At 47.6% G+C, this 18,703-nt stretch carries 18 protein-coding genes; 3 read left to right on the top strand and 15 right to left on the bottom strand.

The window, feature by feature from the left end; all coding sequences use genetic code 11:
* Positions 1–42: 42 nt before the first annotated feature.
* The 4 genes from ACQRBJ_RS08325 to kdsB all read right to left on the bottom strand — a co-directional run bounded on the left by ACQRBJ_RS08325 (position 43) and on the right by kdsB (position 4,901).
* The gene (locus tag ACQRBJ_RS08325) at positions 43–918 is read right to left on the bottom strand and encodes a sigma-70 family RNA polymerase sigma factor (protein WP_217761489.1); all 876 of its coding nucleotides are present in this window, start codon (positions 916–918) and stop codon (positions 43–45) included.
* 94 nt (positions 919–1,012) lie between these two features.
* On the bottom strand, positions 1,013–2,695 hold the full coding sequence (locus ACQRBJ_RS08320; RefSeq protein ID WP_445303320.1) for a GH25 family lysozyme: 1,683 nt from the start codon (positions 2,693–2,695) through the stop codon (positions 1,013–1,015).
* Positions 2,682–4,085: a tRNA lysidine(34) synthetase TilS gene (tilS, locus tag ACQRBJ_RS08315; protein ID WP_445303319.1), complete on the bottom strand. Its 1,404-nt coding sequence runs from the start codon at positions 4,083–4,085 to the stop codon at positions 2,682–2,684. The genes ACQRBJ_RS08320 and tilS overlap by 14 nt, the downstream gene beginning before the upstream one ends.
* A 69-nt stretch (positions 4,086–4,154) precedes the next feature.
* Positions 4,155–4,901 (bottom strand): 3-deoxy-manno-octulosonate cytidylyltransferase, encoded by a 747-nt coding sequence (kdsB, locus tag ACQRBJ_RS08310; RefSeq protein ID WP_295348237.1) that lies wholly within the window; start codon positions 4,899–4,901, stop codon positions 4,155–4,157.
* Positions 4,902–5,150: 249 nt separating this feature from the next.
* Here kdsB and hrpB point away from each other — a divergent pair, with 249 nt between their 5' ends.
* Positions 5,151–7,727, top strand: coding sequence for an ATP-dependent helicase HrpB (hrpB, locus tag ACQRBJ_RS08305; RefSeq protein ID WP_445303318.1), 2,577 nt, complete (start codon positions 5,151–5,153; stop codon positions 7,725–7,727).
* Between the two features lie 112 nt (positions 7,728–7,839).
* Here the strand turns inward: hrpB and ACQRBJ_RS08300 are convergent, their stop codons facing one another.
* The 10 genes from ACQRBJ_RS08300 to ACQRBJ_RS08255 all read right to left on the bottom strand — a co-directional run bounded on the left by ACQRBJ_RS08300 (position 7,840) and on the right by ACQRBJ_RS08255 (position 15,884).
* Positions 7,840–7,998 carry a DUF4295 domain-containing protein gene (locus ACQRBJ_RS08300; RefSeq protein ID WP_006849046.1) on the bottom strand — a complete coding sequence of 53 codons (159 nt, stop codon included), beginning with the start codon at positions 7,996–7,998 and terminating at the stop codon, positions 7,840–7,842.
* A 45-nt stretch (positions 7,999–8,043) separates the two neighbouring features.
* Positions 8,044–8,232: a 50S ribosomal protein L33 gene (gene rpmG / locus ACQRBJ_RS08295; RefSeq protein WP_006849045.1), complete on the bottom strand. Its 189-nt coding sequence runs from the start codon at positions 8,230–8,232 to the stop codon at positions 8,044–8,046.
* A 5-nt stretch (positions 8,233–8,237) separates the two neighbouring features.
* Positions 8,238–8,501: a 50S ribosomal protein L28 gene (gene rpmB / locus ACQRBJ_RS08290; RefSeq protein ID WP_006849044.1), complete on the bottom strand. Its 264-nt coding sequence runs from the start codon at positions 8,499–8,501 to the stop codon at positions 8,238–8,240.
* 147 nt (positions 8,502–8,648) lie between these two features.
* The gene (locus ACQRBJ_RS08285) at positions 8,649–9,161 is read right to left on the bottom strand and encodes a CinA family protein (protein WP_445303317.1); all 513 of its coding nucleotides are present in this window, start codon (positions 9,159–9,161) and stop codon (positions 8,649–8,651) included.
* 27 nt (positions 9,162–9,188) lie between these two features.
* The gene (gene tsaD, locus ACQRBJ_RS08280; RefSeq protein ID WP_153126174.1) at positions 9,189–10,223 is read right to left on the bottom strand and encodes a tRNA (adenosine(37)-N6)-threonylcarbamoyltransferase complex transferase subunit TsaD; all 1,035 of its coding nucleotides are present in this window, start codon (positions 10,221–10,223) and stop codon (positions 9,189–9,191) included.
* 27 nt (positions 10,224–10,250) lie between these two features.
* Complete coding sequence (gene map, locus ACQRBJ_RS08275) at positions 10,251–11,111, bottom strand: type I methionyl aminopeptidase (protein WP_441932189.1); 861 nt, start codon at positions 11,109–11,111, stop codon at positions 10,251–10,253.
* 134 nt (positions 11,112–11,245) lie between these two features.
* Positions 11,246–11,866, bottom strand: coding sequence for an HAD family hydrolase (locus ACQRBJ_RS08270; protein WP_217761486.1), 621 nt, complete (start codon positions 11,864–11,866; stop codon positions 11,246–11,248).
* Positions 11,867–11,898: 32 nt separating this feature from the next.
* Positions 11,899–14,703: a methionine synthase gene (metH, locus tag ACQRBJ_RS08265; RefSeq protein WP_445303316.1), complete on the bottom strand. Its 2,805-nt coding sequence runs from the start codon at positions 14,701–14,703 to the stop codon at positions 11,899–11,901.
* 125 nt (positions 14,704–14,828) lie between these two features.
* Entirely contained in the window at positions 14,829–15,308 is a 480-nt protein-coding gene (smpB, locus tag ACQRBJ_RS08260; protein ID WP_445303315.1) for an SsrA-binding protein SmpB, read from the bottom strand.
* Between the two features lie 72 nt (positions 15,309–15,380).
* Positions 15,381–15,884, bottom strand: coding sequence for a DMP19 family protein (locus ACQRBJ_RS08255; protein ID WP_293628794.1), 504 nt, complete (start codon positions 15,882–15,884; stop codon positions 15,381–15,383).
* Between the two features lie 242 nt (positions 15,885–16,126).
* On the opposite strand from ACQRBJ_RS08255, the gene ACQRBJ_RS08250 reads away from it, so the two are divergent.
* Positions 16,127–16,828, top strand: a complete 702-nt coding sequence (locus ACQRBJ_RS08250) for an iron-sulfur cluster assembly scaffold protein (protein ID WP_006849036.1) — start codon at positions 16,127–16,129, stop codon at positions 16,826–16,828.
* A gap of 15 nt (positions 16,829–16,843) precedes the next feature.
* Positions 16,844–17,857 (top strand): GGGtGRT protein, encoded by a 1,014-nt coding sequence (locus ACQRBJ_RS08245; RefSeq protein WP_295023261.1) that lies wholly within the window; start codon positions 16,844–16,846, stop codon positions 17,855–17,857.
* A 308-nt stretch (positions 17,858–18,165) separates the two neighbouring features.
* Here ACQRBJ_RS08245 and ACQRBJ_RS08240 read toward each other — a convergent pair whose 3' ends face one another.
* Complete coding sequence (locus ACQRBJ_RS08240) at positions 18,166–18,369, bottom strand: hypothetical protein (RefSeq protein ID WP_441932185.1); 204 nt, start codon at positions 18,367–18,369, stop codon at positions 18,166–18,168.
* Between the last annotated feature and the right edge of the window lie 334 nt (positions 18,370–18,703).

Below are 18,703 nucleotides of genomic sequence, written 5' to 3'. Positions count from 1 at the left end.
CCCGATTGCAAAGTTAACTATATCTGCGCAAATATCCAAATTTTAACCTAGATATTTTGCAAGAATTTTTATATTTCCGGATTCACGCAACTTTGTAATGCTTTTTTCGCGTATTTGGCGAACACGTTCACGCGTTAATCCCATCTTGTCGCCAATCTCTTCCAAACCCTTTTCGGTTTCTCCGATGCCATAGCATGCACACAGGATTTTGCGTTCTCTTTCCTTCAAGACCTTATCAAGAACAGCTCTCAATTCCTGAGCCATACTTTCATGATCAACGCCTTTGTCTGTACGGCTATCATCACCACTCGACATCACGTCAACCATGGCATTATCGTCATCATCAGATCCGAATGGGGCATCAATACTTACATGATGACCACTCGCCATCATGCTCTGGGCTATCTTGTCTTCGTCAACACCCGTTCTATCTGAAATTTCCTGCACGCTTGGCTTACGCAGATTCTCCTGTTCGAACTTGTTGATTTCCTGATTTACCTTATTCAGTGAACCTACCTGGTTGAGAGGCAGTCTGACGATACGACTCTGTTCAGCTATAGCCTGCAAAATACTCTGACGAACCCACCATACCGCATAGGATATAAACTTAAAACCTCTCGTTTCATCAAATCGTTCAGCCGCCTTGATAAGTCCGATGTTTCCTTCATCAATCAGGTCGGTAAGTGTCAATCCCTGATGCTGGTATTGTTTAGCTACAGACACCACAAAGCGCAGGTTGGCTTCTACCAATCTATTCTTAGCTCTTTCGCCAGCTCTACCTCCCTTACGGATAATCTGAGCCAGTTCTATTTCCTCATCGATAGAAATCATGGGCGCACGACCTATCTCAACAAGATACTTGTCGAGCGCCTCACTATTACGATTTGTTATACTTTTCTGTATCTTAAGTTGTCTCATATCTGCTATATTTTCTTTTAGTTACACCCATTTAAGCGCGAATATAGCAAAAAAATCGATACGTTGTTACTTTTGATAACTTACTTTAACATAATTATTTAACTGTCTCATTCTGAGAGAATTTCATAAAGGCGTCTTTATAGCCATTAAAAACATTGATATCTACCTCGCCTCTGATGCCAGCCACACGTCCATCTGGACAGAGTTGCCAGTAAACAAGATGAATGTCTGGCTTATATTCTCCATACCTTGCTATCCATACCAGATAGTTATGTTTAAGGTCCGGAGCCATTGATAGATAGCGGTTTACGAATATCTGACTGATGTAGAGTATCGGCTTGGTACCCGTAGCTCTCTCCACGATTCTTAGCCATGTTCTTACCCGGCTGAAGAGCACACCTGCACCACCCATTTTTCTGATCTGGCTGGGCAGAGGCTCCACATCCAGCACTGGTGGAAAGTCGCCTTTGCGTATATAGCTGTGCTTCAGAAAATAATGCGCCTGCTGGGCTGCTGGCGAAATTGTACTGAAGAAGTGATAACTGCCAACCTTGAATCCATGAGCCTTGGCTGCCAGGTAGTCCTTCCTGTAATAGGGATTCAATAGCGAGGCACCTTCCGTACTCTTGATATAGATGTAACGGATAGGGAAGTTGACTGCTCCTGATACCGTTTTCTTACTCAGTCTGCCCAGATGCGTGATGCGCAGACGGTCCCAGTTGATTGGATATTTCTTTCTTCCTTTTCCATGTTGATATTTGGAGATGTCGATACCATAGATACGCTCGGAAGTATAGACCAGTCGCTCTCCTTTATATCTGTCATTTTTCCATTCACCTACACGAAGTGGCTTTCTTGGAGCGATGCTGAATCCCCAGCCTTGTCGGACTCCATTCTGCCATTCACCTTCATAATAAGTTCCGTCATACGCCTGCCATCTGCCATATCCGTTTGCTTGATAAAGACTGTCAAACGCCCCTTCATAGTAGCCGAGCGAATCCGGTTTCAGCTTATAGTTGATAGAACGGCGAAGGGTTGTTCCATGTGTCTTGGCAAGCGATGAGGCAAGGCGAGGAGAGAGTGCGGCAACACCATCCGGAGTCGTTTCTGAAGTTAACCGGAAGAGATGAAGACCAGCCGTATTCCTGCCGTCCATGGCTTTCAAAAGTTCACAAGATTCGCTTGCCCACTTGCCGTCAGCCTGCCTGAAAAACGCCTTGTAACTTATGCAGCGCACCAGTTTCACATGTCCTTTCTTTCGGATTTGTTTCAGTGAATCAAGCATTTTTCTTGCAGAATCTCGTAAGATGATTTCCCGCTGAGTATAGCCGCTTATTGGGTTATATCCGAGGTCTTGAACGGAGTGAGAATGTAAATAATAATTCAACTCTCCAACCTTCCATTTTGAGTCAGTATATACGCTATCAAGCGAATCAACTTTTTCTTTCAGGAGAGTATCTGCATCCACCTTCTGATAGCAGCTTTTACTGATGCTGCTATTGTATGCAGCAGCCAGTCTGCCCCCACACGAAGGTATGAGAGTCCATCGGTTCATAAAGTTGGCTGCCAGGCTTAGCGTATCCTCATCAAAGCATAAGACCAGCTTGCCGTCTTGTCTCAGTTCGTAATGCGAATAAGCCTTGATAGTGGCTCTTGCCGCCATTACTCTCTCTCTGCTGGGATTGAGACAATAATATATCCAATATCCCAGCGCTGCTAATATGACTACCAACAGGGCTCCAGCAATGCTGAAGCCCTTGATTCTATTGTTTTTCATTATTCTGCACAAGTTCTATTTCCAAAATTATTTGGGTTTGATCTGTTATCTTGCTCCTGTCAGAAGTTCTTTCACCTACCAGCCATATGATTTCGCCCTGGCTGTTGGTAATGACATGTTGCCCCATCTTCTGTACCACATTCCGTTTGCGGTCGGTAAGATAATCGCTTACCAATTTACTTCCTTTCATACCGAAAGGGTAGAACCGGTCACCCTTTTCGCATAGGCGATAGGTAAGTGGAAAACTTACTTTATCTGCATCAAGCGTTATCAGATGACTGCTCTTGCTTGGAGTGAAGTCAGCAGTCCGTGGATAGCAATGAAGTTTTATCTTCAAGCTTTTTCCTAAGTTGTAATTACCTTCTTCCGGCAAGCGGAACGGGCGTTCACTCTGAATGGTATCCAAATCAGCCAAAGCCGTAACCAACAATTGATTTCTATCGATGGCAACCATATAACTGCCATTCTTCCAGAGCTTTCCCACGCCACCGTCCTTGGCAACCAGACTCTCATAAATATCATCAATCACATCACCATGAAAACCATATTTTCCCAGTTCGCTATGAAGCATGAATTCAGGGGAAGGAGCTTTCATGATAGGTTGCTTCTGCAGGCAAATCACATGCTCATCTGCCGATCCTTCATTGCAAGAATCCTTGACAACACCAGCATCAGCTCTATCATGATTCATCAATCCCTCCAGCATCGTTTTCGCCTGCCTCAGATATTTTGCAGTCTGGTCGATGTTCTCCTTGGCAGCCGGATTGATTGTTTCGAGTAATGGAATCACGTGATGGCGGATTCTGTTGCGCAGAGCATCATCCTCCAGATTGGTAGAATCGGTTACATAATCCTGCCCTTGCAACTGGAGATAGTCTAGAATATCCTGACGGCTGATGCAGAGTAGGGGGCGCAGGATGTTTCCATTCTTGGGAGCAATGCCAGCCAGTCCGTCCACGCCACTGCCTCTGAGCAGGTTAAGAATAACTGTTTCTACGTTGTCATCCCGGTGATGAGCCACACAGATGCCATCGGCTTCAATATCCTTAGCCAGTTGGGCAAAATATCGATAACGCAGGTCGCGGGCAGCCATCTCGATGCTCACTTTGTGCTGACTGGCGTAAAACTGAGTATCGAAATGAATGCGATGCAACGTTATTCCGAGCCTTTCGCAAAGATTGACGCAGAATTGTTCATCGCGCTCGCTCTCTTCACCACGCAGATGAAAATTGCAATGGGCAGCGCTTACGCTCACTCCCAGTTGTTGCAAGATAAAGAGCAACGCCACGCTGTCGGCTCCACCTGATAGGGCAACTATATATCTGCCACGACTTTTAAAAAGATTGTGGTGGATGATGAATTTCCTGACGATAGACTCTATCTTGTTCATTGCCTTGATACTTTACCTGACTATTTATATACTTGATACTTAACCTATTATATAATAGGTAATATTGTTTTATTCCGCCTGCTCCTTGAGAAATTCCTCAGCTCTCTGCAAGTCTTCCGGGGTATCGATACCTACGGTCTCTACGTCTGTAGTTCCCACCTTAATCTTATAGCCGTTCTGCAACCATCTGAGCTGCTCCAGACTCTCCGCAATCTCCAGCGAACTCTGTGGCAACTGGGTCACTTCTCTGAGCACATCCTTGCGATAGGCATAGATGCCCAGGTGCTTGAGATAAGGGAAATGGCTAAGCCAATCCTTGCGTTCCTTGCCACGAACGTAAGGAATTACACTGCGCGAGAAGTAGAGAGCAAAGCCCTGATTGCTGACAGCAATCTTTGGACTATTTGGATTCTCAACAGCTTCCATCGAGGTGAAAGCCTTGCCCAATGTAGCAATCTGAGTGGTTGGGTCGTCGAAGCAATGACAGATGGTATCCAGCTGACTCTTAGCAACAAAAGGTTCATCTCCCTGAACGTTTACGATAACGTCCCAGTCGCCGCCAATCTTCTCGATAGCTTCTTCGATGCGGTCGGTACCGCTCTTATGGTCGGTGCGGGTCATGACAGCCTTGCCGCCAAATGCTTCAACAGCCTTGAAGATGCGTTCGTCGTCAGTGGCAACGTATGCTTCTTCCAGTACTGCAGCCACTTTTTCATAAACATGCTGTATAACTGGCTTGCCACCCAACATGGCGAGCGGCTTGCCAGGGAAACGCGTAGAGGCGTATCTTGCTGGTATAATTCCTATGAATTTCATAATCTTATTCTCTTTATTTTTATTGTCAACGCTTATATGTTTATTACGAACGCAAAAGTACAATATTATTTTGTATTGACCAAATTATTTTATGCAAATTATACTTTCCGAAAACGTCTATTTATCATAATACACGTTAATATTTTAAGATAGAGATAATATAAAGTAATAAAAAAAACAAAACCAATATGTTATTTACGGATTTCTTTGTACCTTTGCAGAATGTAATTTTAGATTAGTATAAACGATATGAACACTGATAGACTTTTCAGTCAGGCAGGAAATTTGCCTGCATACCAGATTGCCGATGCAGTCAATCAGAAATTGGCGGAATCATCCAATCTCGTCATTACTGCACCACCTGGTGCCGGCAAATCAACCTTGCTGCCACTTACCATTCTCAACGCATGCAATGGCAAGATTCTCATGTTGGAACCGCGCCGGCTGGCTGCTCGTCAGATAGCTGAACGAATGGCCAGTATTTTGGGCGAATCTGTTGGCAAGACGGTTGGCTATCGCGTACGCTTCGAAAATAGGACGTCTAAAGATACTCGCATCGAAGTTCTCACTGAAGGAATCCTCACGCGTATGCTGGTGAATGATCCCACGTTGGATGGCGTCAGCATCGTCATCTTTGACGAATTTCATGAGCGAAGTATCAATTCAGATCTGGCGCTTGCCTTGACCCGACAAGCTCAGGAGATTATCCGACCGGATTTAAAGATGGTTATCATGTCTGCAACGATTGATACAACCGCCATTTGCCAAACGCTCCGGGCACCACTCATAGAAAGCCAAGGTAAGATGTTTCCGGTAGAAACCGTCTATGCAGCCGATGATGTCAACCCATACGATATGGTTCAGGAGATGGTTGCCACGATTGTCAGGGCCCATCACGATCATCAAGGCGATATTCTGGCGTTTCTTCCTGGCCAGGGAGAAATCCTGAAATGCGAAGAAATGTTAAACGGGATAATAGCCAAGGCTGATGATTCTTCTGCTGATAATATGTGGGCAGCCACAACCGTCTATCCGCTTTACGGCAATCTCTCGCCGGAGAAGCAGCGAAGCGCCATTGCTCCCTCACAGGAAGGAAGCCGAAAAATCGTTCTTGCAACCCCTATCGCCGAAACTTCGCTTACTATTGAGGGCGTGAGAATAGTGGTTGATTCCGGACTCTGCAGAAAGCTGGTCTATGATAACCGAACCGGACTCAGCCAGCTGAAGACTGTACGAATCAGCAAGGATATGGCTACCCAGCGAAGAGGTCGTGCCGGACGAGTAGCTGAAGGTATCTGCTACCGTCTCTGGACGCAGACCTCAGAACATCTGATGGAAGATCAGCGCCGTCCGGAAATAGAAGATGCAGATCTCGCTTCAATGGTTCTGGATATTGCTGCCTTTGGAGAAAACAACCCTGAATCCCTACCCTGGTTCACTCAGCCACCTACCGCTAATCTGCTGTCAGCAAAGAGTTTACTCGTTTCTCTCAGAGCCATTCGGGAAGATGGAAGCATCACAGCTCTTGGCAAGGAAATGACATCCCTACCCTGTCATCCACGCATTGCCCGCATGATGCTGAACAGAAATTCTGCAGCTTTGGCCTGCGATATTGCAGCGCTATTGGAAGAGAAAGACCCGATGAGCGAATCTTCTGATACGGATATCGCCTTAAGAATCTCCATCCTTCGTTCGCAGCGCAGGAAATCGAACCTGGGAAGATGGAACCGCATAGCACAGATTGCGCAGGAATACCGCAGAATGCTTAGAATCAAGGAAGATAATGGAGAGATAGATGCTGAGGAAGTGGGCAGTCTGATAGCCCAGGCTTATCCGGAGCGCATCGCCAGGGCGGTGGATAATATTGGCAATTTTCGCATGGCAAACGGCAATACGGTCTTCATCGACAAGTCTGATGCGATGTCTGCACAGGAATGGATAGCCATCGCTTCGCTCAATTCTGCCAGCTGCAACGAATCTGCATCCGGCAAATCTGTTTCCGGTAAATCTGCTTCCGGTAACGATGCCGGTGGCAAAGGAAAAGTTTTCCTCTGCGCTCCCGTCGCTGTCAGAGACCTGCCATTTACGGAGGTTGAAAACATCTCCTGGGACAGTAAAGCAGGAATGGTGAAGATGCAGATGGAACAACGCATAGGCAAGCTGGTGATTGACAGCAAGCCGATTCAGAATGCGGATAAGCAGCAGTTCATCGATATCATCTGTACCGCAGCCAGAAAAGACGGACTCAGCATGTTCGACTGGAACGAAAGCGTACAGCGCCTGCAACGACGTGTAGCGAAGGTGAGCGAATGGCATCCCGAATTGGAGATACCCGACCTTTCAACAGAAAAGCTCCTATCGACCGCTGCCGACTGGCTCCCTTTCTATCTGGAGGATGCAGGGCGCGTGAGGACCAGCATCAGCGAGATGAAGAAAATCAATCTTGAGGAAGCCTTGTGGGCACTCATCCCATACGATGTTCAGCAGGAGATAGAGCGCCTCGCCCCTACCCACCTCCGTGTTCCTTCGGGCAGCAACATCCGCATCGACTACCGCCAGGGCGCAGAAGCCCCTGTTCTGAGTGTGCGTCTGCAGGAATGCTTCGGAATGACAGAGACGCCGACGGTGAATGATGGCAAGCAGCCGCTGCTGATGGAGTTGCTTTCACCTGGATTCAAGCCGGTGCAGTTGACTCAGGATCTCCACAGTTTCTGGGAAGGAACCTACTTCGAAGTGCGCAAGGAGCTCAAGCGCCGATATCCGAAGCATTTCTGGCCTGAGAACCCGCTGGAAAGCGAAGCAGTAAGAGGAGTAAAGAAGAAATAGAAACAAGAATATAGGAAACAAAAAAAAGGATTGCAAACTTCATGATGAAGAATGCAATCCTTTTTAAATTTTATATCTTCTTCAGATGAACTGAATACTCAATAGCTTGAGATTAGTCCTTGAAGAAATCCTTAACAGCCTCGTTAGGTACCATCTTCTCATCGAAAACATAAGCACCAGTCTTAGGGCTCTTAACCATCTTGATAACCTTTGTATATGCGCGACCATCCATGTTACCTTCGTGGAGGGTAGCGACCGCTTTCTTTGCCATAGTCTATTAAAATTGATAAAATTGTTTATAAACTTGTAAGCTAGCTTACTTAATCTCCTTGTGAAGAGTCATCTTCTTAAGGATTGGGTTGTACTTCATCAACTCAAGACGCTCAGGAGTGTTCTTACGATTCTTAGTAGTCACGTAACGACTTGTACCTGGCATACCACTGTTCTTATGTTCAGTGCACTCGAGGATAACCTGTACTCTATTACCTTTTGCTTTCTTTGCCATGATATTTATTCTCCTATAACTTTAATGTCCTTCCAATCTACATAGCCCTTCTTCACTGCCTGATTAAGTGCAGCGTCAAGACCTACTTTGTTAATAAGACGAAGACCAGCAGCACTGATCTTGAGGCTAATCCAGCAACCCTCCTCTACATAGTAGAATTTCTTGCTGAAGAGGTTAACGTCAAAGCTTCTCTTTGTACGGTGCTTTGAGTGAGACACATTACAACCTAACTGTGCCTTCTTACCTGTAATTTGACAAATCTTAGACATTTCTATCTTTAATTTTCTAATTCGTTAATTATTACCTATTCCAAACAGAGTGCAAAATTACAAAATAATTCGGTAATAACAAAATAATCCCTAAAAGAACGGTGTCTTTTAAGGATTATTAATACTTTATCTGCCAAAATTAGCAATTTATACCTCTTTTTTCAGTTCTTCTGCATGTTCCTTGAGGAAATCCAGCATGCCCTTAAGCGCTGTATTTGTGGCAATTGCAAGGTTGATGTCCCGTCCGAAATCTTCGGTGAGTTTTACCACGCGAACGTCATCCTTGTTGCCATAACCTACATAGATAGTTCCCACTGGAATGGCTGGAGTGCCACCTGTAGGACCAGCGCAACCTGTGGCTGAAATGGCGAAGTCTACATTCAGGGTCTTGATGGTACCCAGCACCATCTCTCTAGCCACTTCCTCGCAAACGGCAGTCTGCTCCTCCAGCACCTCATGGCTCACGCCCAGGAGATTCTCCTTCACCTCGTTGGTATAGCTTACTACGCCACCCTTGAAGTAATTGCTGGCACCTGGTACTGAGATGATTGCCTCGGCGATACGACCACCTGTGCAGCTCTCTGCTGTACCCACTGTCTTGTCACTGTTGTAGAGCATCTCCTGAATGCCCTTACTCAATATCTTTGTTTCAAATTCCATTCTAAATACAAATATATAATGTATAATTTACTTAAACGTTACTTTTGAATAAGCCGGCAAATCGATGGTAGCGAACTCACCGTCACGATACTTGAAAGTGCCCACGCAGCCAATCATCGCCGCATTATCGGTGGTATAGCTGAACTTAGGGATATAGATGGTCCAGCCAAAGCGCTTGGCATGATCGCGGAAGGCATTGCGGAGACCGTTGTTGGCACTTACGCCACCAGCCACAGCCACGTGCTTGATGCCCGTCTGCTTCACAGCCATGCGGAGCTTCTTCATCAGGATATCCACGATGGTAAACTCGATGCTTGCAGCCAGGTCGAACTTGTTCTTCTCTACGAAGTCAGGATCCGCAGCCACCCACTTGCGCAGACTGTAGAGGAAACTGGTCTTGAAGCCGGAGAAACTGTAGTTCAAGCCAGGGATGTGAGGTTCAGAGAAGCTGAAAGCCTTCGGATTACCCTGGCGGGCATACTTGTCTACGATAGGACCACCCGGATAGCCCCACTCCAACACCTTGGCACACTTGTCGATAGCCTCGCCAGCCGCATCATCGATGGTCTGTCCGAGCACTTCCATGTCGTTGTAGGCGTTCACCTTCACAATCTGCGAATTTCCACCGCTCACGAGGAGGCAGATGAATGGGAATGGAGGAGCACTCTGGTCGTCATCGCTCTCCTTGATGAAATGCGCCATCACATGACCCTGCAGGTGGTTCACGTCAATCATTGGAATATTGAGCGAACGGGCGAAACCCTTGGCAAAGCTCACACCCACGAGGAGCGAACCCATCAATCCCGGACCACGGGTGAAGGCTACGGCAGAAAGATCTTCCTTCGTGATGCCGGCACGGGCGATGGCCTGGTCTACGACAGGAACCACATTCTGCTGATGAGCGCGTGAAGCCAGCTCAGGTACCACACCGCCGTAAGCTCTGTGAACTTCCTGGGAAGCGGTCACATTGCTCAGCAATACTCCGTTCTTGAGCACTGCGGCAGAGGTATCGTCGCAGCTGCTCTCTATACCTAATATATATATATCCTTTTTTTCTTCCATAATTCTATCGGGCTCATGCCCCTTGTTTTAATGTGTAAGAATCTCCACACCGGTCTCTGTCATCACGAGGGTATGCTCCCACTGTGCAGATGGTTTCTCGTCACCGGTGATAACCTCCCATCCGTATGGATCGTCAGCATCGATGAACACCTGCCAGGTTCCCATATTGATCATTGGCTCAATAGTGAATACCATACCTGGAACAAGCAGCATGCCGGTACCGCGATGACCATAGTGGAGCACTTCAGGTTCCTCATGGAACTTGCAACCTACACCGTGACCGCAAAGATCACGAACCACGCCATAACCATACTTCCTGCAATGCTTCTCGATGGCATGGCCGATGTCGCCTACGAAGCTGTAAGGCTTGGCAGCCTCCATACCAATCTCCAGACACTCCTTAGCCACGCGTACCAGCTGCTCCTTCTCAGGAGTAGTCTTGCCGCCTACGATAAACATACGGCTGGCATCAGCATAGTAACCGTCCACGATGGTAGTCATGTCCACATTGATGATGTCGCCCTCTTCGAGCACATCCTCTTCCTTAGGAATACCATGGCAAACCACCTCGTTGATAGAAGTACATACGCTCTTAGGATAGCCTTCATAGTTGAGGCAGGCAGGAATCGCATCATGATCCTTGCAGTACTGCATGCAAAGGTCATCGATTTCCTGTGTATTGATACCCGGACGGATGATCTCGGCTACAGCGTCGAGACAACCGGTATTGACGACGCCGCTCTTGCGGATGCCCTCAATCTGCTCAGGAGTCTTAATCAAGTCACGGGTAGGAACCAGCTTACCCTTATTTTCCCAAAACATCACCTGCTTGTCGAGCTCAGTAAGAGGCTGTCCAGGCAAGCAATGCCATCTCTTTTTCTTAACCATTGTCTTGTTATTTTAATATTTGCGAATGCAAAAGTACATCATTTATTGCAGAATGCAAAATAAAATGGTAATTATTTGCAATCGGACTGCAAATAATCACCATAAACTGTTACATCAATTCGATACCCAAAACGTTACTTCAGATAATCGTAGATCTTGTCGCACCAGTCTTCCCCGTTCTGCGGACAATAGGTGAACAAGCCCAGTTCCGAGGCAGCGCAGCAGTTGCGTGGACCGTCATCGATGAAGAGACATTCCTCGGGCATCGTCTTCTCCTGCCCCAGCACATAGCGGAAGAAGTTCTCGTCCGGCTTCATGTATTTCACCTCATAGCTGCGATACATCGCATCAAAATAGTCACCAATAGGATGACCGTCGCCGGAGAACGCCTCACTGTCTACCCAAGCCGATACGTAGGGATTGGTATTGCTGAGGAGCACCACGCGATAGCCCTGCTCCTTCAGTTTTCTGAGCGCCATGAGATTGCGGGCTGGCACCTCTTTCATATAGCCCAGCCAGCAGTGCTGCAGCTCTTCGAAGCTCACCTCTCTGCCCAGCTTTTCGCTCACCATCCGGCGATATTCTTCTTCAGAGATTTTTCCCTCTTCCAGCTGGCCGTTCAAGCCCACCTGCTTGTAGGGGTCCATCTTCTCGGCAAACTCCTTCATTCCCAACTCAACAAAACGTTTGCCTGCCTTATTCTCGTCGAGGGTGATGATAACGCCACCCATATCAAAAATAACTGTCTTGATCATAATTATCCTAAAAACATTTGTATTCTTATCTTTTAGAACAGCTCCAGCTTGTTCTTTCTTGCTTCTTCAAGCGATGCTATCTTGACCTGCTGCTCGTGATATTCGTTGCGGAGGCGCTCATAGCGCTCATCCAGCTCTGCCACGAACTTAGGACATTCGGTCTCGTTGAGGAAACGGGTACAGATGCCGGCATTGAGCGAAGCATCCTTCACCCAGATAACCGGACCGTCGTAAACCGGGGCTATCTTCAGCGCCACATGAAGCTCGCTCGTCGTGGCTCCACCCACCATGATAGGGATACGGAGCCCCGCCTTCTGCATTTCCTTCGCCACATGAACCATCTCCTCGAGCGATGGCGTAATCAGGCCGCTCAGTCCTATGGCATCCACCTTTTCCTCTATCGCCTTCTTCACGATCTGTTCTGCAGGAACCATGACGCCCAGGTCGATGATTTCGAAGTTGTTGCACGACATCACCACGCATACGATGTTCTTGCCGATGTCGTGGACGTCGCCCTTCACCGTAGCCATCAGTATCTTGCCAGCCGAGGTACTGCCACCCTGTTTCTCTGCCTCGATATGAGGCTGGAGGATAGAAACCGCCGATTTCATCGTACGTGCGGTCTTCACAACCTGAGGCAGGAACATTTCGCCCCTGCCGAAGAGTTCGCCAACAAGGTTCATACCGTCCATCAGCGGACCCTCGATAACGTTCACGGCATGCGGATATTTCTGCAGAGCCTCGTCGATATCCGGCTGCAGGAACTCGGTGATGCCCTTCTGCAGCGCATACTTCAACCGCTCTTCTACAGGCTGTTTTCTCCATTCCGGAGCCGCCGGTTTCTTCACCGGAGCACCGCCAGCCTTGGCAGCTGCCTTGGCAGCATCTGCCTTCGCCTTGATTTCAGCAGCCAGCTCGATAAGGTCATCGGCAGCACCCTTTCTGCGGTTCAGCACCACGTCCTCGATGAGTTCAAGCTGTTCTTTAGGTATCTTATCATAATCCATTCTGGCTTTTGTATTTACGATACCGAAATCCATGCCCACTTTCTGGGCGTGATGCAGGAAGACGCAATGGATGGCTTCACGGATATAGGTATTGCCACGGAACGAGAACGAGAGGTTGCTGACTCCACCGCTCACGTGGGCCCCAGGCAGATTCTGATGAATCCACTCGGTGGCACGGATGAATTCCACGGCATAGTTGTCGTGTTCCTCCATACCCGTAGCGATGGCGAGTACGTTAGGGTCAAAGATGATGTCGAGCGGATTCATGCCCAGCTTGTCCACCAGCAGTCGGTAAGCACGCTCGGCTATCTCGATGCGGCGCTCAAAGGTAGTTGCCTGACCCACTTCATCGAAGCACATCACCACCACGGCAGCGCCATATCGCATCACGTCCCTGGCATGCGAGAGAAATACCTCCTCACCCTCCTTCAGCGAGATGGAATTGACGATGCACTTGCCCTGGCAGCATTTCAGTCCAGCCAGGATCACCTCCCATTTAGAGGAGTCAATCATCACCGGAACCTTGGCTATCTCCGGCTCAGCCGCTATCATATTGAGGAAGTTCACCATCTCAGCCTTCGCATCCAGCAGTCCGTCGTCCATATTGACGTCTACCACGGCAGCTCCGTCAGCCACCTGCTTGCGTGCGATACCGATGGCTTCCTCATAACCTTTTTCATTAATCAAACGCAGGAACTTCCTGCTACCAGCCACGTTACAGCGCTCACCCACGTTCACGAACCTGCTGGCGTCCACCGGCAGATGAACGGAGTCATCCACCTGCAGGAGGTCCAGTCCCGAGAGCCACATATACTTAGGCTTCTCCACCACCTGATGCGGCTTCTTTCCTTCAGCCAATCGGGCATAATGAGCGATGAATTCGGGACTTGTGCCACAGCAGCCGCCGATGATGTTCACGATGCCTTCATCGATGAATTCGGCGATTTTCGGAGCCATCAACTCAGCCGTCTCGTCATATTCGCCCATTTCGTTAGGCAGGCCGGCATTAGGATGGGCACTGATATAATAAGGTGCCACCTTGGCAAGATGCTCGATAAACGGCTTCATCTGAGACGCACCGAAGGCGCAGTTCATGCCCACGGAGAAGATAGGATAAGGCGAGAGCGAGGCTAGGAAAGCATCCACCGTCTGACCGCTCAGGGTTCTTCCAGCCAGGTCGCTCACCGTCAGACTGATCATGATAGGCAGCTCCACCCCATGCTTCTTCATCATGGTGATGGCAGCATCAATCATCGCCTTGCAGTTGAGCGTATCAAAGATGGTTTCGATGAGAATCACGTCCGCGCCACCCTCTATGAGACCATCCACCTGTTCGCAGACATCGGTGAAGAGTTCATCGTATGTAATCTCGCGGGCGGCAGGGTTGCTGACGTCCGGACTCATGGAGCAAGTCTTGTTGGTTGGTCCCACGTCTCCGGCAACGAAGCGTGGCTTGTCGGGTGTAGAAAACTTATCACATTCGATGCGCGCCAGTCGTGCGCCCTCGAACGCCATCTCGCGGGCGCAGTCTTCCAGGTGATAATCAGCCTGCGAGATGCGCTGGCACGAGAAGGTATTGGCTGTGATGATATCGGCGCCAGCCTCCAGGTAGCGTCGGTAGATGTCCGAGATGACATCAGGTCGGGTGATGTTGAGCATGTCGTTGTTGCCCTTCATCATTCCCGGTACATCACGGAACCGCTCACCTCGGAAGTCATCCTCGGTCAGATTATATTTCTGAATCTCCGTACCCATGGCACCGTCAAGAATCAGAATCTTCTTTTCACATTGAGCTTTGAACTTTGAACTTTGAACTTTATGATTTGTCATATTATCCTAAAAACTTAAATAATGAAGAGTATTTAAACATCGAGAAAAGAACCGCCCGAAATGACTAACATCATTAAAAGATGCATTTCATAAAGTTCAACGTTCAAATCTCAACGTTCAAAGTCTTAAAAGTGCTTAATGGCTCTATCCATTTCTCTTCTGTCCTCTTTCTCCTTCAGAGTCTGACGCTTGTCATACTCCTTCTTACCCTTACAGAGGGCGATATCCACCTTGGCACGGCCCTTGTCATCGATGAAGATGAGCGTAGGGACGATGGTGAAGCCCGGCTGCTTGCTGTCCTCTTCCAGTCGGCGCAGTTCGCGCTTGGTAAGGAGCAGCTTGCGGTCTCTGCGCGCCTCGTGGTTGCCGAACGAGCCGTAGAAGTAGGGAGAGATGTTCATTCCCTTCACCCAGAGCTCGCCCTGATAGAAATCGCAGTAACAGTCTACCAGCGATGCCTTACCACCGCGGATAGACTTAATCTCAGTACCCGTGAGCACGATGCCCGCGGTATAGGTGTCAACGAAGAAGTATTCGAACGAAGCCTTCTTGTTGCGTATCTGTATCGGACTCTTCTTTCGGAGTTCCTTTTCTTGCTTGTTCATATATATATATAATAATGTATAATTTATAATGAATAATGAATAATTAAAAAGTAATCATTAAACACTAAACAATCAAACTATCGTTCCGAAGTTCTCGATATGCTCATCGATGTAGAACGCCACCCTGCTGGTCCATTCCTCCTCATTTTCAACGAATTCATCGTCGAAATCATCAAATTCCGGAAACTTCTCGTAGAGCGCCATGAATTCCTCATCGCTCATCTCGCCCTCGATGTCCTCATGATGGCTCTTATATAGGAAATGGCTCTTCTTGATGAGCTTCGACAGCTCCACCAGCCCCCAGTTGCGGAACGCCTTGTCCGTAGGATTCTTCCATAGGAAGGCGCCATAGCCGTTGTGGATGAGCTGTATCATGCCCCCATCCATCATCTCCTCGTGCAGGGTGTCCCACGCCAGGAGCGTAATCTGGTCGCTGTTCAGCTCAGCCATGTTCTGGGCAGTAAGCTCCCCGCCTATCGCCTCCCGGATGGCATCTACAAACGCCTTCACAAAATCGTCCATGCCCGCTTCGGCAGCCTGCTGAAGCACGGCATCCTTTATCTTAACTTCGATCATAATCTACAAAAATTGCTATTTTTAGTTTGCAAAGATACATGAAATTGTGCATAAACCCAAGAAAAAATCTAAATATTAGGTTAAAGAGTTAAAAAGAATACTCTTTTTTGGGTATTTTACAGATATTTTTTGTACTTTTGTGGTCGGAAATCATGTCGTAAGACAGATGTTTCAGCAAACAAAGTGAAATTACTATAAGGATTTATACTTATATATATTCATTAATATAAAATTTAGCGAATATGATCTATTCTAAAGAAGTAGACAACATGTGCGTTGTCGCTAAGGGTCCTAACCACGGACCAGCTCCAATTCCTGAAGAGGGAAAATGGATTCAGGCAAAAGAGATCAAAGACATCTCTGGTTATACTCACGGTGTGGGTTGGTGTGCTCCTCAGCAGGGTGCTTGCAAGCTCTCTTTGAACATCAAGGAAGGCGTTATCCAGGAAGCTCTTGTTGAGACCATCGGTTGTACTGGTATGACTCACTCAGCTGCTATGGCTTCTGAGATTCTCCCAGGCAAGACTATTCTTGAGGCTTTGAACACTGACCTCGTTTGCGATGCTATCAATACAGCTATGCGCGAGCTCTTCCTCCAGATTGTTTACGGTCGTAGCCAGAGCGCTTTCTCTGAGGGCGGTCTCGTTATCGGTGCAGGTCTTGAGGACTTGGGTAAGGGTCTTCGTTCACAGACAGGTACTCTCTATGGTACTGTAGCTAAGGGTACACGTTACCTCGAGTTGACAGAGGGTTACATCACAAAGCAGTTCCTCGACAAGGACAGCCAGGTTTGTGGTTACGAGTATGTTCACCTCGGCAAGATGATGGAAGCTATCAAGAACGGTATGGACGCTAACGAGGCTGTCAAGAAGTTCACAGGTAGCTACGGTCGTACGACTGCTGAGCAGGGTGTTGTTAAAGCTATTGATCCACGTAAAGAATAATAAGGAGATACAGATATGATTAGAAAAGTAAGTTACGAAAGTCAGGAACGTCGCGAGAAGCAGGTTCTTGCTGCTCTTAATGCTAACGGTATTCAGAGCTTGGAAGAGGCTAATCAAATCTGCGAGGACGCAGGTGTTGACCCTTATCAGATGTGTGAAGATACTCAGCGTATCTGCTTCGAGAACGCTAAGTGGGCGTATGTAGCTGGTGCTGCTATCGCTATCAAGAAAGGTGTTAAGACTGCTGCTGATGCAGCTGAGGCTATCGGTATCGGTTTGCAGGCTTTCTGCATCCCTGGTTCTGTAGCTGACGACCGCAAGGTTGGTCTCGGTCACGGTAACTTGGCTGCTCGTTTGCTCCGTGAGGAGACTCAGTGCTTCGCTTTCTTGGCTGGTCACGAGTCTTTCGCTGCTGCTGAGGGTGCTATCAAGATTGCTGAGATGGCTAACAAGGTTCGCAAGAACCCATTGCGCGTTATCTTGAACGGTCTTGGTAAGGATGCTGCTCAGATCATCAGCCGCATCAACGGTTTCACATACGTTCAGACAAAGTTTGATTACTACACAGGTGAGTTGAAGGTTGTTAACCGCATCGCTTACAGCGACGGTCCACGTGCTAAGGTTAACTGCTACGGCGCTGACGACGTTCGCGAGGGTGTTGCTATCAACTGGAGCGAGGATGTAGACGTATCTATCACTGGTAACTCTACCAATCCTACACGTTTCCAGCACCCAGTAGCTGGTACATACAAGAAGGAGCGTGTGGCTGCTGGTAAGCCATACTTCTCAGTAGCTTCTGGTGGTGGTACAGGTCGTACATTGCACCCAGATAACATGGCTGCTGGTCCTGCTTCTTACGGTATGACTGATACAATGGGTCGTATGCACTCAGACGCTCAGTTCGCAGGTTCTTCTTCAGTTCCTGCTCACGTAGAGATGATGGGCTTCCTCGGTATGGGTAACAACCCTATGGTAGGTGCTACTGTAGCTATCGCAGTAGCTATCGACCTCGCTATCAACAAGAAGTAATTTTCTTTGAGATAACAAACAGATAAGTATAAATGTTGAGGGTGTGTCATTCTGAATGGTACACCCTCCTTTTGTTTGCTATCACCAGATAATCTTTTCTAGATTATCGTGATCCAGATACTTTCGCCTCTGTCGCGAGCCGCTTCCATGACGTTGATGAGTTGATGCTGTCAGATGCGGGAGTCCACCACCATGCCCTCGAAATTCGGCACGCCCAACAGATAGAGTCTGCCTATGTATAAGTTCTTTTTTAGCTATACGCTTTAATACTATTTCCATTAGTCTGAATGTTAAGTGTTTCCAAACCATTAAACGCTAAAAACTCTCAGGTCGAGTCCGTCGGAACGAAATAACAGCTTCTTAAAACTGAATAACTGAATACTGAACACCTTTCCACCTTGCTTTCCGTCAGCTCCGTCGACATTTTCGTCCTGCAGACGCACCATCTCAGCCTGGGTATAGGTGAGCTGTCCTTGTCCTCCATCACAGGCTGGATAAAATCCTTGACCCACTTGCAAAACAACTTACGCTCACGATTTTTCTTAATGTTAAAGGGTTGGACTGCGAGATATTCGCCAAATTTCTGTTTCAGGAACGGCACCGGATTCCTATAAACAAAAAACGCCCGCAACCAGACTTTAGTTGTCTGACTACGGGTGCAAAGATACGAATATTTTTTTATATTTACCTAGTACGTACTACGTACGCGTACTAGTACTACCTTCAGTAAAGGGGATATTTCATCCAGGAATTTTCTCGTCATCTTCTGCTCCATTCCTCTATTATACTTTCCCCTTATGCTGCCATGATACCCAGGGAGTATGGTACCTAAAAGGTTATTCAGTA

Origin of the sequence: Prevotella sp. SGI.167 (assembly GCF_050313615.1) — a bacterium.
Lineage (GTDB): Bacteria > Bacteroidota > Bacteroidia > Bacteroidales > Bacteroidaceae > Prevotella.
This window is presented reverse-complemented; position numbering and strand designations above follow the sequence as displayed.